We start from the raw sequence: 15,354 nt of genomic DNA on the forward strand, positions 1-15,354 counted from the left end.
TATTTATTACAAGCTTTAGGAGGCTAATTCAAATGAAAAAATTTATTTATTTTTTTAACGAAGGTAACAAAACAATGAGAGATTTATTAGGAGGAAAAGGTGCTAATTTAGCAGAAATGACTAATATTGGACTCCCTGTACCTGGAGGATTTACAATTTCAACAGATGCTTGTTCTGAATTTTATAATCAAGGACAAAATATCTGGGAAGAGTTAAAGGAAGAAATATTATCAAACATAGAAAAATTAGAAAAGGAAACTGGAAAAACATTTGGTTATGGAGAAAATCCACTACTTGTTTCAGTTCGTTCTGGTGCTGCTGTATCAATGCCTGGAATGATGGATACAGTTTTAAATTTAGGTCTTAATGATGAAACAGTTGAATCCCTTAGTAAAATAATAAATAATGAAAGAGCTGCTTGGGATTCTTATAGAAGATTTATTCAAATGTTTGGGGATGTAGTAAAGGAAGTTCCTAAATATAAATTTGATATAGTAATGGATAAAATAAAAGAAGAAAAAAATATAAAAACAGATTTAGAATTAACTACTGAAGATTTAAAGGAAATTGTAAAAAGATATAAAGAATTATATATTAGAGAAATTGGAGAAAATTTTCCAACAGGACCTCTAAATCAGCTATTAGATGCTGTTAAAGCTGTATTTAGTTCTTGGAATAATTCTAGAGCTAAAATTTACAGAGAATTAAATGAAATAAAAGGCATTAAAGGTACTGCAGTAAATGTTCAATCTATGGTTTTTGGTAATATGGGAGAAACTTCTGGTACTGGGGTTGCTTTCACAAGAAATCCATCAACAGGAAAGAAAGAAATATTTGGAGAATATCTAATGAATGCCCAAGGAGAAGATGTAGTTGCAGGAATCAGAACTCCTAAAAAAATAGCTTCTTTAGAAGAAACAATGCCTGATATTTACAAAGAATTTTTAAATATTTGTAATATACTAGAAAAGCATTATAAAGATATGCAAGATATGGAATTTACAATTGAAAGAGGTAAGTTCTATATGTTACAAACTAGAAATGGAAAAAGAACATCTAAGGCAGCTGTGCAAATTGCAGTTGACATGGTTGAAGAAAAATTAATAACTAAAAAAGAAGCTATTCTAAGAATAGATCCTAAAAATATTGAACAACTTCTTCATAAAAATTTCTCTATTGAAGCATTGAAAAATTCAAAAGTAATTGCTGAAGGACTTGCTGCTTCTCCAGGAGCTGCTTCAGGACAAGTTTGTTTTGATTGTGAAGCTTTGAAAAAAGTGAAAAAAGGAATTTTAGTAAGAATTGAAACTTCTCCAGAAGACATAGAAGGAATGAATATAGCAGAAGGAATACTAACAATTCGTGGTGGTATGACTTCACATGCAGCAGTAGTTGCTAGAGGAATGGGGAAATGTTGTGTAAGTGGTTGTAGTGAAATTTCTATAAATGAGGAAAAAAGAGAATTTGAAACTAGAGGTATAATAGTTAAAGAAGGAGATTTAATTTCCATTGATGGTTCCTCTGGAAAAGTTTATTTAGGAGATATTGAAAAAACTGATATTGAACTATCTGGAGCTTTTGAAAAATTTATTTCTTGGGTAGATGAAACAAGAAGATTAAAAATTAGAATGAATGCAGATACACCTAAAGACTGTAAAGTAGGATTAAAATTTGGAGCTGAAGGAATAGGACTTTGTAGAACAGAACATATGTTTTTCGCTGAAGAAAAGATTTGGTCAGTTAGGGAAATGATTGTATCTAATACTCCTAAGGAAATAAAACAAGCAATTGATAAAATATACCCTTTCCAAAAGAAAGATTTCTTTGAAATTTTTGAAGTTATGGGAGGGAAACCAGTAACAGTTAGATTACTTGATCCACCTTTACATGAATTTTTGCCAAAAACTGAAAATGAAATTAAAAAATTATCGGAATTAATGAATATAGATATGGAAAATATAAAAGAAAGACTTGAATCTCTTCGTGAGGTAAATCCTATGTTGGGTCATAGAGGATGTAGATTAGGAATAACTTACCCAGAGTTATATGAAATGCAAGTTAGAGCTATTATAACTGCAGCTTTGGAAGTTAAAGATATGGGAATAGAAGTAAATCCTGAAATTATGATTCCTCTAGTAGGATCTCAAGAAGAACTAAGTTATTTAAAAGATAGAATAGAGAAAGTTATTGAAAATATATTTAAAAGTAAAAATAAAAAATTATCTTATAAATTAGGAACAATGATAGAGGTTCCAAGAGCATGTATTGTAGCTGATAAAATAGCAGAAAAAGCTGATTTCTTTAGTTTTGGAACAAATGATTTAACTCAAATCACTTTTGGATTTTCTAGAGATGACGCAGCTAAATTCATTAAAGAATATGTGGAAAAAGGAATATTTGAAAATGATCCCTTTGTGAAACTTGATCAAGAGGGTGTTGGAGAATTGATGAAAATGGCCATTAAAAAAGCTAGAAATATAAAAAAAGACATAAAACTTGGAATCTGTGGAGAACATGGTGGAGAGCCAAGCAGCGTAGAGTTTTGTAATAAAATAGGACTTGATTATGTATCTTGTTCTCCTTATAGATTGCTAATAGCTAAAATTGCTGCAGCTCAAGGGGAAATTAAAGAAACTAAATAAATTTGTTAGGTATATTGATTTAAATATATAAAAAATAGCGGGGAGGTGTCCTCGCTATTTTCATTATATATTTTTAATCACAATATACTTGTGAGTCATTATCATTTATTAGTTTACAAAGTAAATCAATTTGCTCTTTTAATATTCTAGGTTTTGATAAAGGTGGAAGAGAGCTTAAAGGAAAAAATCTTACATCATCAATGTCAAATGTATTCCTTAATTCACCTGAAATTTTTTCACATAAAAATACAATTTTGTATGTATAAAAAGGCTCTTCAGGATGATCATAAAACTTCTTATCTAAAATAGCTAAAACTTTAACAACTTTTACATCAAGTCCAGTTTCTTCCTTCATTTCCTTTATAATCATTTCTTTAGGTGAAAAACCAATATCTGCCCATCCCCCTGGAATAGACCATTTACCTTTGTCTAATTTTTCTTCAACCATAAGAATTTCATTTTTTTCATTAAATAACATTCCTCTTACTTCAACTTTAGGAGTTGGATATTCTTTAATTGGCAAATAAAAATTACACAACTCTTCTAAATCATTATCTGTAATTAGATTAAGTAATTTCATATTAATTTCTTTTAATTCTTGATAACGTTCATCATCATATCCATTATGAGCGTATAAATATCCTAAATCACAAAGAGAAATATTTCTTTTGATTAAATTGATAATTTGGGTTAAGTTGTCCTTTTCCATGCTAGTCCTCCTGATAAATTATATATTTAAATGTTGTCTAGCTCCTTCATGAATTCCGGAGAACTTGGAAGAGCTCTAAGTAAAGCTTTGGTATATTCATGTTTTGGGTTAGAATAAATTTCTTGAGGAGTTCCTTCTTCTACAATTTCTCCATGTCTCATAACTCCTATCCTATCACACATGTGATAAACTACCCTTAAATCATGTGAAATGAAAAGATACGACAGTTTTAATTCTTGTTGTAATTTTTTAAAAAAATTTAAAATACTAGCTTGTCCAGATAAATCCAAAGACGAAACAGCTTCATCTGCAATTAAAAGTATAGGATTTGATAACAATGCAAGAATTATTGCAATTTTTTGTTTCTGTCCTCCACTCATTTCATATGGATATTTTTTTAAAATATCTGAACTTAAATTAGCCATGTCCAACATTTCTAAAATTTTATTTGAAATAATCTTTTTATCTTTAACCTTATGTAATTTAAAAGGTTCTTCTAATATCCACTTTATATTTTTCATTGGATTCAAAGAAGAATTTGGGTCTTGGAAAACCATTTGAATTTTTTTAGATGTTCTAGCACCTTTCTGGCACATTGTTTTATTATTAAAAATAATTTCTCCACCATTTTTATCAATTAGTCCAATTAAAATTTTAGCTGTAGTTGATTTTCCACATCCTGATTCTCCCACAAGTCCGTAAATTTCACCTCTTTTAATTTCAAAAGAAACATTTTTAAGGACATGCTTTTCGTTATAATATTTATTAATATCCTTAACTTTTAGCAACATCTTTAATCACCTTTTCACAAGCAACAAAATGATTTTTTTCAACTTCAACTAAATCATTTTCTTTACAATTATTAAAATATTTACATCTGTTACCAAAGAAACATTTGTTTAAATTTCTTTTTTCAGGTTCTATAATAGTCCCAACAACATATGGCAACAGTTTATTTTTATCTTCCATACTAAAAAGCATGCTATAGAGAGCCCTGGTGTATGGATGTAAGGCTTTTTTCAATGACCCCTCTATTATTTCAACACTTCTTCCTGCATACATAACCATAACTCTATCACATATAGATTCAACTAAAGCAATATCATGGGACACAAACATTATAGTCATATTTTTTTCTTTATTTAATTTTTTCAACAACTTTATCACCCTAAGTTGAGTTCTTAAATCAAGTGCAGTTGTGGATTCGTCACAAATAATAAGACAAGGTTCACAAATTACAGCCATGGCAATTAAAATTCTCTGCCTTTGACCTCCTGAAAGTTCATGGGGATATTTTTTACAAATTTCTTCAGGATTATAAATATCACATTCTTCTAAAGTTTTAAAAATTTTTTCAGTTCTTTCATCTTTATTTAAAGTTTTTATATGAATTTTCAAAGTTTCATGTAATTGCTTTCCTATTTTTTTCAAAGGATTTAAAGCACTAAGTGCATCTTGAAAAACAATACTTATATTTTTACCTCTCATTTTACACATTTCTTTTTCAGGTATAGTTAATAAATTTTTACCTAAATAACAAATAGTTCCATAAAAATGAAACCTGGGCTCTAAGATTCTCATTATAGATTTGGTTGTAATGGATTTACCACATCCTGATTCCCCAACAATTCCAAAAATTTCACCTTTTTTAACATGAAAATTTAAATTGTGCACAAGATTTAATTCAGTATCACCATAATCAACAGTAATATTTAAATTCTTTATATCAAGTAATTTCATATTTATTCCTATCCTTTAGAATTATATTTTTCTCTAAAATACTCCCCTAGTAAATTACTAGAGTAAATTGTTAAAGTAATAAAGACTCCTGGAAAAAGAGCATACCACGGTGAAGATATAAAATATATTTGAGATTCACGGAGCATAGATCCCCAACTTGGATAAGGAGCTTGAACTCCAAGACCAAGATAGCTCAAAGATGCCTCTGTTAAAATAGAGACACCAAAGGATAATGTTGTGGCAATAATAATTTTCCCTCTAATATTTGGAAAAATATAATTTTTAATTATCCAAAATGTTCCTGCTCCTCTAGTTATAGCAGACAATGTATAATTTTTATCTTTTTCTTTCAAAGTTTCACCCCTTGAAAGTCTTGTAAAATGAGGAATATTTATAATTCCTATTACAATTATAGTGTTAGCAGTCCCTGCTCCAAAGGCAGTTATCATCATTAAAGCAAGTAATATTCCAGGAAAAGACATAAATGCATCAATTATTCTCATAATAAATTCATCAATACGTCCTCCCATATATCCAGAATACATTCCAAGGGAACAACCAACTAATAATCCTATGAAAATTGATAAAACTCCAACATATAGAGCAATTTTACCACCTTCCATAATTCTAGTAAATATATCCCTCCCAAATTTATCTGTTCCAAAAAAATGATGGACAGAAGGTGAAGTAAGCTTGTTTGAAATATTTATTTGAGTGACCTCATAAGGACTAAATAATTTAGTTATAATAATAACTATTATTAATATAACAAAAAATCCTACACCTATAAGTAAATTTTTTTTTATTTTTTTCATGACTTAAAGTATCTCCTTAAGATATTTTTATTCTAGGATCCACATAACAATATAGTAAATCTGTAAATAAATTTACAGATATTACAATAATAGAACTATACAAAACTAAAGCTTGAACTACAGGGAAATCTCTGTTTTCAACAGCTAAAACCATTAAATTTCCTAATCCAGGCAAGTTAAACAAACTTTCAATAATAACACTTCCTGCTAATATTTTTACAAAAAGTCCTGAAATAATTGTTATCATTGGTAGCATAATATTTTTTAAAACATCTGTAACAATTACATTATTTTTATTTCTTCCCTTTGCTACTGCTGCCTTAACATAATCTTTATTAAGCTCTTCTAATATTATATTTTTTAAATATATAGAAGTTATTGATATTCTAGATAGTGCTAAAGTTAAAGCAGGTAAAAAAAGAGACACCCCTTTAAAGGAGACTTTAAAATAAACTCCAAATATCATCATTAATATTAATCCACTCCAAAAAGAAGGAATTGAAACTCCTATCATATTTATAGTTGAAATAATATCTGATCCTCTTTTTTTATTGATCATAGCTGAAAATAATCCCAAGGGAAATCCAATTAAAATAGTTATTCCCATTGATAGAAGGGCTAAATTCATAGTTACTCCCATTCTTTTCTTTATAAGATTGTTAACAGGTACGGAAAAACGAATTGACTCTCCCATATCTCCTTTACTAACATCACTTATCCAATCAACATAGGCTAAATATTTAGGCTTATCTAAACCTAGTTCTTTATTCAAGGTTTCTATTTGCTGTTCAGTTGCCTCTGTTCCTAACTTAGAAAGCAAAGGATCTCCTGGAATTACTTTAAGCACAGTAAAACTAATTAGAGACACTAAAAATAAAGTTAAAAATGAAGAAATAATTTTTTTTATTAAAAACATAATTTTCTCCTATTTTTTTAAATTAAGTAGTGATAAGTCTAGGACATAACAAGGATATATTTTAAAACCGTCAATATTTTTATTAATAGCAACTATATAATTAGGAGCTTGTAAAAATACAGAGGCAACATTTTTAGTCAAAATTTCTTGAGCTTCCTTAAATAACTCTATTCTTTTATCATCACTATTCTCTGTTGAAATTTTTCTTAAAATTTGATCATAACTATTATTTGAAAAATTAATCATATTTCTTTTATCCTTTGACATATATCTACTAAAAGTAGTATAAGGAGAAGGTTTCCCTTCAAAACCAATAACAGTTAATTCATAATTTCTATTTTTATAAACTTCTGAAAGCCAAGTTCCCCATTCTATTTCTTGAATATTCACAGTTATTCCAATTTTTGCTAATTGTTCCTTTATAATCTGAGAACTATCAACATGAACTTGATAATTAGATGGTGCTTTTAATGTTAATTCAAATCCATTTGGATAACCTGCTTCTTTTAAAAGTTCTTTAGCTTTTTCAATATTATACAAATAAAGATTTTCAGTATCTTTATTATAAATAGATTTCACTATTGGACTAGAAGCACTTCCAACAATACTAGCCTCACCAAGAGAAGCACCTTCAATAATTTCTTTTTTATCTATAGCATATTGAATTGCCTGTCTAACTTTTAAATTATTTAAAGGTTCAGCATTGTTATTAATAGCTAAAAGTTGAACAAGATTTTGTTCTCCTTTTATTAATTTGCTATTCTTCCCAATCATATCTTCATATCCTGCAAAAAGTCTATGAATTATATTAACTTCTCCCATTTGAAAAGCCATAATAGCACTTTGATCATCTTTAATTATTTTAAACTCAACAGCATCTATATTTCCAACTTCTGAAATATTCCAATAATCATTAAATTTTTTAACAATAACTTTTTCTCCTGGAAGATAACTATCAATATAGTAAGGACCAGTTCCATAAATTTTATTATTTTCTTCATAAACAATTCCAACCATAAAAGCGGCTATTCCAGTTCCATTTGCATTTTTTAATTTAAATATTACTTCGTCTCCATTAACTTCAATAGATTTTGAAATTTTCTTAAATTCATTTGCAATTCTATTTGCTGGAAAAGCATCATCTAAAAATCTCTCATAAGATTTTTTCACTAGAGCAGGGGTTAGCTCAACGCCATTTTTAAATTTAATTCCCTTTCTAATTTTAAAAGTGTAAGTGAGATGGTCCTCTGAAACTTTATAAGATTCAGCAAGTGCTGGATAAAGATCTCCATTTGAATCTATTTTTATAAGTCCTTCAAAAACATTAAATAAAATCTCTCCAGTAGCAGCTGCAACTGCCTTATGTGGATCTAAAAAATCAGGATCTTGAGTTATTCTAACAACAATTTTATTAGAAGGAACCATATTTTCTTTACTAACTTTTTCTGATCCGCAAGCTCCTAATAAAAACAAACTTATAAATAATGTTACTATTTTTTTTTTCATTTTTTTGTTATTTTTTATCTTTCCTTCTTTGAAAAATAAAAAATAAACCCCCCTTATTTAAATGTAATATTTATAAATTAATATATTTTAAAACCTATTCTTTTAAAATATAGTTAAAAACAGTATTTTACAAGATTATATTATGAATTCAAGGTTTTTACAAGTATTTATTTAAAAATAATTGGTTGTACGCACAAATAGACATATAATTAAACAAAAAGATCAAAAAAAAAGTTAAGATATAGAATTCTTAACTTTAATATATTTAAACTACCAAATTTATAACTGATAAAGCTCCAATTCCCCATAAAACTAAATTTATTTTCTTATATTCCCCTGCAACTAAATGCATTAAAATATAACTGATAAATCCAAAACTAAGTCCAATACTAATACTATATGTAAGAGGCATAAAAATAACTGTTATAAATCCAGGTACAGAAACTTTTATATCTGTCCAGTCTAGAAATTTAACTGATTTAAACATAAAAACTCCAACTAAAACTAGAGAAGGAGCAGCAGCAAACATTGGAACCATTCCTACAACAGGAGTTATTAAAAGAGATAATAGAAATAAAAGACCAGTAACTAAAGAGGCTAAACCTGTTCTAGCTCCTAAAGCTATACCTGCTGCAGACTCACTTACAGCTGTAACTGTACTAGTACCTAGAAAAGATCCTAAAATTGTTGAAGTAACATCAACAAACATCATTCTTCCAAGACCTATATAATTTCCATCTTTATCTTGCATTCCCATTTCTTTGTAACAAGCTATTAAAAGCCCTAAAGAATCAAATAAATCAATAAACATAAAAGAAAAAATAGCTCCAAGTAATGATAATTTCATAGCTCCCATTATATTAAGTTTAAAAGCAATTGGAGCTATTGATGGAGGAGTAGATATTAAAGTTTTAGGAACCTCAACAAGTCCAAAAAAAGCACCAATAATTGTTATAATTATAATACTTAATAAAATTCCACCTTTAACTCTTTTCAATTCAAAAATAGCCATAAGGGCCAATCCTAGCATAGACAAAACAACAGGAAGGGTAAATTTCCCAAGAGTAACAAGAGTTGCTGGATGAGCAACTATAATCCCCATATTTTTTAAACCAATAAAAGCTATAAATAATCCAATTCCTGCAGTTGCTGCAGCAGTTAGTGGTTCTGGTATAGCTTGAGCTAACTTTTCTCTAAGACCAGATAGAGCTAAAATCAAAAAGAAAACTCCTGAAAGAAAAACTATTCCCAAAGCATCTTCCCAAGGCACTCCTTTCCCCATAACTAATGTAAAAGTGAAGAATGCATTAAGTCCCATTCCAGGTGCCATTGTAATTGGTACATTTCCAATAAAAGCAGTAAGAAGAGTCCCTATTGCACCTGCTAAACATGTAACACTAATTAATGCCCCTTTATCCATTCCAGTTAAAGATAAAATAGAAGGATGAACAAAAATAATGTATGCAATGGTAAAAAATGTAGTAATTCCCCCCATAATTTCAGTATGTACCGTTGAATTTCTTTCTTTAACTTTAAATATTCTTTCAATTAAATTTTTATTCTGCAAAACTAATTCCCCTTTCCTCGTTTTTAATTTTTGTAAAGTCATAAAAATGGCTTCGATTAAAAATAATATCAGAATAGTGAAAAAATGTCAATTATATATGTAAAATAAAAATAAAAATTACTTTTAAGAAATAAGTTTGGTATAATTATTTTTATGTTAATAATTTAATTGGAGGGAAAGTATGTGGATAATTTTTTTAAATGGAATAGCAATATTTTTAGGCGGAATTCTTGGATGTAAATTCAAAAAATATGTTTCTAAAAATATGTCAAATAGTATCATAAAAGTAGTAGCATTAAGTATAGTTGTTATAGCTTTAAAGGAAGCTTTAAATTATAGAAATGGAATGCTAAATTTAGCTTATTTAGTAATTGGAGTTATTATAGGAGAAGGGATTGATTTAGATAACAAACTAAAAAGAACTGGAAATTATATTCAAAAGAAATTAACAAATGGGGAATCTGGAATTGCTAAGGGTTTTGTAGTTTCTACAATAATGTTTTGTGTTGGATCCATGGCTATATTAGGACCCTTGGAAATTGCATTAAAAAATAGTTGTGAAATTTTGAGCATAAAATCTATAATGGACGGAATTAGTGCTATAATTTTTGCTGCTACTTATGGAATTGGAGTTGTTTTTTCAGGAATAGTAGTTATTTTATATGAAGGAATTATTTATTTTCTAGGTTCTGGAATTGCTGCCCTGGTAACTCCAGATATAATCCAAGATATTTCTTCAGTTGGAGGAGTTGTCCTTTTAGCTTTAGGAATAACAGTAATCTTTGGAGAAAGATATATTAAAGTGAGCAATATGCTTCCTGCTATTTTTCTTCCTATAATATATTCATTAATTTTAAGATTAATTTAAAATATATACTAAATTAAAAGAAAAATTCTTGTTTCCTTTTATTTATATAATAATAATGCTATACTTATTCTAAACAGAAAAAACGGAGGAATTTTTAAATATGGTAGTAAAATCACTGATTAACTGGGTTAATAATTTTTTATGGGGAAATAACATTCTAGTTGTAATGTTAATAGGAGCGGCTTTAATCTCAACTGTAGCAAGTAAATTTATGCAATTTAGATTATTTGGAACAATTGTATCAATTTTAACTAAAAAAGAAAAAAAGAAAAATGGAATCAGTTCTTTAGAAACATTCTTTTTAGGTACAGCTTGTAGAGTTGGAGCTGGTAATATAGCAGGAGTTGTTGCTGCAATTACTGTTGGTGGTCCAGGTGCTTTATTTTGGATGTGGATAGTTGCATTGTTTGGAGCAGCTACATCTTTTATAGAAGCAACTCTAGCTGTATTATATAGAGATAAAATAGGAGAAAATAACTATATTGGTGGGACACCTTGGATATTAAAAAATAGATTAAAATTAGGTAAGGTTGGAATAGCCTATGCAGTAGCTTCAATTTTATGTTATGTTGGAGTAACTCAAGTTATGGCAAATTCCATAACAGAATCAATTGCAAGTGCTTATTCTATTAATCAAAAAATTGTTGCAGCAATATTAACATTAATTGTGGCAGGTATAATCTTTGGAAGAGGTAAAAAAGATACCATTATAAATACTCTTAATAAAATAGTGCCAATTATGGCAATTTTGTATTTAGGAGTTGTTATATTTGTTTTAGTAACTAATTTTTCAAAGATTCCATCTATGCTTATGAACATATTTCAAATGGCTTTTGGAGTAAAAGAAATTTTTGGTGGTGGAATTGGAATTGTTGTAATGCAAGGGGTTAGAAGAGGACTATTCTCAAATGAAGCAGGAAGTGGAAATTCAAATTATGCAGCAGCAGTGGTTGATATAGATGAACCAGCAAAACAGGGTATGGTACAATGCTTAGGAGTATTTGTTGATACTTTAGTAGTTTGTTCTGCAACAGCTTTCGTTATATTACTAGCAGGGGCTGAAAAAATATCTGGAGTAAATGGAATGATGTTAAAGGGACGAGAACTTAGTGGAATGGCTTTATTCCAAGAATCTTTAAAAGTTCACATAGGATGGATAGGTATACCATTCACTGTAGTTGTTATTTCCTTCTTTTCATTAAGTACAATATTAGCTGTTGCTTATTATGGAAAAAATGCTCTAACTTTTATAAGTGATAAAACTATTATCAATATATTATATCAAATATCAATAATTTTAATGGTTTATACAGGTGGGATTCAACAAAATTTCTTTGTTTGGTCATTGGCTGATTTTGGCTTAGGTATAATGACTGTCATTAATATAACTTTTTTAAGTCCCTTAATTGGAGAAGCTTTAGATGAACTGAAAAAATATGAAATAGTTTTGAAAAAAGAAAAAAATATGCATTTATAATTTTTAATTTCTAATAGAGAAGAATATTTAATTCTTCTCTATTTTTTTATTTAAATTTTTAAATTAATTTAATCTTAACAAATTCAAATTATTGATAAAAAACAACAATTGTATTATACTATACATAAAAAGATACTATTGAGAGGTTTAAAATGAAATTTTTTGTTAGAGAGAATTTTTTAAAAAATGTTACAAAGGAAAAAAAAAAATTAATAGAAAATAAGTTATACTATTTCTATTCTGAAATTGAAAATAATAAAAATAATATTAGAGAAATTCCAAAGGGATTTTGGATAAAAAAAATTAAAGGATTTCCAAATAGATTTGAGTTTAGAGTAAATAATGGGGATCGAATATTTTTTTCTTTAGAGCGAAGAGGCTTAGAAGATGAAAGAATTACCTTCATTTTATACTCTACACATGATAAGGGAATACTTAAAAACAAAAGATTAGAATTAAAAACAAAAGGTGATTTTAATATATTAAAACAAGACACTAAAGAAGAAAATATATCTAGAGAAGAAAAAAAAGAATTAATTAAAAATTATAACGATATAATTTCTTATGAATTTAAAAATGATGATTTTTTCAAAAAAACAGAAAATAAAAGATATTATTATCTAAATGATCAACAATATGAAACTTTAAAAAAGAAAACTCCTTTGTTTGTTGCAGGAAGTGCAGGGAGTGGTAAAAGTACAATAACACTTAGAAAAATATTGAATTTAGAAAATTATCAAAAAGAATATCGTATAAATAGAGTTGGATATTTTACTAGAAATTTATTTTTAAAAGAAGATATTAAATCAAAATATGACATATTTAGAGATACTAAAAATGAGTCCATTGCTGAATTTTATTCTTTAAATGATTATTATAGAAAAAAATTAGGAGTGGATAAAAGAAAAATTGTTAATTTTGAACTGTTTAAAACATTTATTAAATTTTCATTTCCAAATATTAAAAAATTAAAACTAGAACTATTAAACATATATTTTGAAATCATTGCCATACTGGAAGGACTTATGAGTGCTGGATATGTTGATAATTGGAATAGAGATTTTTCACAAAAATTTTTACCCCTAGAAAATTACTTGAATTTAAGTAAAAATTATAGTGTTTTAGATGATAAACAAAAAATAGAAGTTTATAAAATTTGTAAAAAATATAATATTTGGAAAAACGAAAATTCATACTATGATTCCAATGATTTGGCTTTAATTTGTTTAAATAAAATTGAACATTTTGACTTTATAGTTATTGATGAAATTCAAGATTTTACAGAGGTTGAAATATTTTTATTATTTTCATTGCTTAAAAATAAAAATAATATGTTAATTGCAGGGGATATACATCAAATGATTGCATTTAATTCTTTTAGTTTTGAGAGAATTCGAAATTTATATTATGGGGAAAATATAGATTTTTTTGAAAGTATGCTATCTAAAAATTATAGAAATTCCAAATTAATAGTTGATTTAGCAAATAGTCTAGCAGATATGAGAAAAGAATATATAGGAAACAAAGGAATTGAAGATTATAAAGAAAACTTTGTTATTGAAGAGGGTACTTTAAACATTTCAAATATAAATTTTGAAATACTTAAAAAAATGAACCGGTCAAATGCAGCTATATTAGTTTCTGATTCTCAGGATAAAAAAATGTTACTTGAAAAAATTGATAAAATTTTTAATTTAAATAATAAAAATGACAATACAGTAAATAAAATAATAGGTGACAAATTGGAATCTACAAAGGAAGAATGGTATATAGAGGGGAAAAAACTATATTAGACAAAATTGAAGAAGCTCAAGAAGCTTTTATTAATGCAGGAGATTCCACATGGATATTAAGAAAAGAAATAGAAGAAGACATCCTAAATGAAGATTATAAAATTGCTTTGAAAAAAATTGAAGATAATAATTTAACCTCAAAAAAAATAAAATATGAAAAGATGATAATTGATAATATTATTTCAAATAAAAAGGATATTAAATGTTTAAAATATATTATTGATATTTTTAATATAGGCTATCGATATGAGGAACTAAAAAAAATCATATTAAAAAAATTAGTTAATAATGAATATCAAACTAAAGAACTAAACAAAATGATCCCATACTTGATGAAAAAAAATGAATATATATTATTAGGAGATATATATTTTTATAAAAAAGATTACCAAATGGCTTTAAAATTCTATGAAAAATCAGATAATAAGAATAAAATTCTAAATATGAGGCTCAAAGTTTTAAATATTAAGTTTGGAAATCTCAAAGGAATAGAGGAAAAAATTTCAAAAATTAAAAGTATCATCCCTAAAAAAGATATTAATTATTTTGATAGAAATAAATTAACTCCTCTTTTTAAAGCGTTAAAATACAAAGATACTGACATTCTTGATATGATAATTTTCCTAGGAGGAAGTACCAAAAAAAAAGGAGAAACAAAATACCCTATTTTAAATTATATCGCCTATAAAAATTTTGATAATTCAATTGAATTAATTAATTATTTCTTAAATAAAGGATTAAATATTAATGAAAGAGACAGTAATTTAGAAAATATGTTATTTCATTCTATTAGAAATAGAAATAAAAAATTAACTGCCTTTCTATTGGAAAAGCAAATAGACATAAATATTAAAAATATAAGAAATGAAAACCTCCTATTTCAATGTCTTTTAGGTTTCGATGCTAAAAATTTCAAACTTTTTTTAAATTTAGGACTAAATTATCTTGAAAAAAATTGTTTAGACTTGGAAATTAAAGATTGTTTAACATGTAACTCTACAATGAATGATATAGAAAATAGGACAATAAGATTAATTAAAAAGATTTTAGATAGATTTATATTGAATTCCAATGAGGCTTCTAAAGAAAAAGCATAAAAAGCGAATATAACAAACTATAATAAAACATTTTTATTTAAAAAAGTTGATTTTTCAAATAAAAAGTAGTATTATTATTTTGTGATCGTTTAGAAATTTATTATACATTTAGGGAGGATATCATGGGAAAAATTAAAGATTCATTAATACTCAAATTAGTTATAGGGGTTACGCTAGGTATTATCATTGGTTTAACAGCAGGAACAAGGGTTATTGGACTTATA

12 protein-coding genes are annotated in these 15,354 nt (G+C 26.9%); 5 read left to right on the top strand and 7 right to left on the bottom strand.

Annotated elements, in window-relative coordinates:
• The first annotated feature begins 32 nt into the window (after nucleotides 1-32).
• Entirely contained in the window at nucleotides 33-2,642 is a 2,610-nt protein-coding gene (gene ppdK, locus GIL12_RS08005; protein ID WP_203522575.1) for a pyruvate, phosphate dikinase, read from the top strand.
• Between the two features lie 73 nt (nucleotides 2,643-2,715).
• Here ppdK and GIL12_RS08010 read toward each other — a convergent pair whose 3' ends face one another.
• The 7 genes from GIL12_RS08010 to GIL12_RS08040 form a co-directional block, all read right to left on the bottom strand.
• A complete protein-coding gene (locus GIL12_RS08010) occupies nucleotides 2,716-3,351 on the bottom strand; it encodes an NUDIX hydrolase N-terminal domain-containing protein (RefSeq protein ID WP_163469964.1) in 636 nt (211 codons plus the stop codon).
• A 26-nt stretch (nucleotides 3,352-3,377) separates the two neighbouring features.
• Complete coding sequence (locus tag GIL12_RS08015) at nucleotides 3,378-4,142, bottom strand: ABC transporter ATP-binding protein (protein ID WP_163469965.1); 765 nt, start codon at nucleotides 4,140-4,142, stop codon at nucleotides 3,378-3,380.
• Nucleotides 4,126-5,091 carry an ABC transporter ATP-binding protein gene (locus GIL12_RS08020; RefSeq protein ID WP_163469966.1) on the bottom strand — a complete coding sequence of 322 codons (966 nt, stop codon included), beginning with the start codon at nucleotides 5,089-5,091 and terminating at the stop codon, nucleotides 4,126-4,128. Before GIL12_RS08020 ends, GIL12_RS08015 begins: the two co-directional genes overlap by 17 nt.
• Before the next feature lie 8 nt (nucleotides 5,092-5,099).
• A complete protein-coding gene (locus GIL12_RS08025; RefSeq protein WP_163469967.1) occupies nucleotides 5,100-5,906 on the bottom strand; it encodes an ABC transporter permease in 807 nt (268 codons plus the stop codon).
• 16 nt (nucleotides 5,907-5,922) lie between these two features.
• Nucleotides 5,923-6,822: an ABC transporter permease gene (locus GIL12_RS08030; RefSeq protein ID WP_163469968.1), complete on the bottom strand. Its 900-nt coding sequence runs from the start codon at nucleotides 6,820-6,822 to the stop codon at nucleotides 5,923-5,925.
• Between the two features lie 9 nt (nucleotides 6,823-6,831).
• Nucleotides 6,832-8,328 carry an ABC transporter substrate-binding protein gene (locus GIL12_RS08035; protein ID WP_163469969.1) on the bottom strand — a complete coding sequence of 499 codons (1,497 nt, stop codon included), beginning with the start codon at nucleotides 8,326-8,328 and terminating at the stop codon, nucleotides 6,832-6,834.
• A gap of 265 nt (nucleotides 8,329-8,593) precedes the next feature.
• On the bottom strand, nucleotides 8,594-9,895 hold the full coding sequence (locus GIL12_RS08040) for an NCS2 family permease (protein ID WP_370456707.1): 1,302 nt from the start codon (nucleotides 9,893-9,895) through the stop codon (nucleotides 8,594-8,596).
• 181 nt (nucleotides 9,896-10,076) lie between these two features.
• Between GIL12_RS08040 and GIL12_RS08045 the strand changes: the two genes are divergently transcribed.
• The 4 genes from GIL12_RS08045 (at nucleotide 10,077) to GIL12_RS08060 (ending at nucleotide 15,130) form a co-directional block, all read left to right on the top strand.
• Nucleotides 10,077-10,763: a DUF554 domain-containing protein gene (locus tag GIL12_RS08045; protein WP_163469971.1), complete on the top strand. Its 687-nt coding sequence runs from the start codon at nucleotides 10,077-10,079 to the stop codon at nucleotides 10,761-10,763.
• 100 nt (nucleotides 10,764-10,863) lie between these two features.
• Entirely contained in the window at nucleotides 10,864-12,240 is a 1,377-nt protein-coding gene (locus GIL12_RS08050) for a sodium:alanine symporter family protein (protein ID WP_163469972.1), read from the top strand.
• A 152-nt stretch (nucleotides 12,241-12,392) separates the two neighbouring features.
• Nucleotides 12,393-14,033, top strand: a complete 1,641-nt coding sequence (locus GIL12_RS08055; protein ID WP_163469973.1) for an ATP-dependent helicase — start codon at nucleotides 12,393-12,395, stop codon at nucleotides 14,031-14,033.
• Nucleotides 14,003-15,130, top strand: a complete 1,128-nt coding sequence (locus tag GIL12_RS08060; RefSeq protein ID WP_163469974.1) for a hypothetical protein — start codon at nucleotides 14,003-14,005, stop codon at nucleotides 15,128-15,130. The genes GIL12_RS08055 and GIL12_RS08060 overlap by 31 nt, the downstream gene beginning before the upstream one ends.
• Nucleotides 15,131-15,354 lie beyond the last annotated feature (224 nt).

This window comes from Fusobacterium sp. IOR10 (assembly GCF_010367435.1).
Taxonomy (GTDB): Bacteria; Fusobacteriota; Fusobacteriia; order Fusobacteriales; family Fusobacteriaceae; genus Fusobacterium_B.

Excerpts from the sequence above, each read along its gene's own strand:
- ppdK (WP_203522575.1), top strand. The coding sequence starts at position 33 with ATGAAAAAATTTATTTATTTTTTTAACGAAGGTAACAAAACAATGAGA.
- GIL12_RS08010 (WP_163469964.1), bottom strand. The coding sequence starts at position 3,351 with ATGGAAAAGGACAACTTAACCCAAATTATCAATTTAATCAAAAGAAAT.
- GIL12_RS08015 (WP_163469965.1), bottom strand. The coding sequence starts at position 4,142 with ATGTTGCTAAAAGTTAAGGATATTAATAAATATTATAACGAAAAGCAT.
- GIL12_RS08020 (WP_163469966.1), bottom strand. The coding sequence starts at position 5,091 with ATGAAATTACTTGATATAAAGAATTTAAATATTACTGTTGATTATGGT.
- GIL12_RS08025 (WP_163469967.1), bottom strand. The coding sequence starts at position 5,906 with ATGAAAAAAATAAAAAAAAATTTACTTATAGGTGTAGGATTTTTTGTT.
- GIL12_RS08030 (WP_163469968.1), bottom strand. The coding sequence starts at position 6,822 with ATGTTTTTAATAAAAAAAATTATTTCTTCATTTTTAACTTTATTTTTA.
- GIL12_RS08035 (WP_163469969.1), bottom strand. The coding sequence starts at position 8,328 with ATGAAAAAAAAAATAGTAACATTATTTATAAGTTTGTTTTTATTAGGA.
- GIL12_RS08045 (WP_163469971.1), top strand. The coding sequence starts at position 10,077 with ATGTGGATAATTTTTTTAAATGGAATAGCAATATTTTTAGGCGGAATT.
- GIL12_RS08050 (WP_163469972.1), top strand. The coding sequence starts at position 10,864 with ATGGTAGTAAAATCACTGATTAACTGGGTTAATAATTTTTTATGGGGA.
- GIL12_RS08055 (WP_163469973.1), top strand. The coding sequence starts at position 12,393 with ATGAAATTTTTTGTTAGAGAGAATTTTTTAAAAAATGTTACAAAGGAA.
- GIL12_RS08060 (WP_163469974.1), top strand. The coding sequence starts at position 14,003 with ATGGTATATAGAGGGGAAAAAACTATATTAGACAAAATTGAAGAAGCT.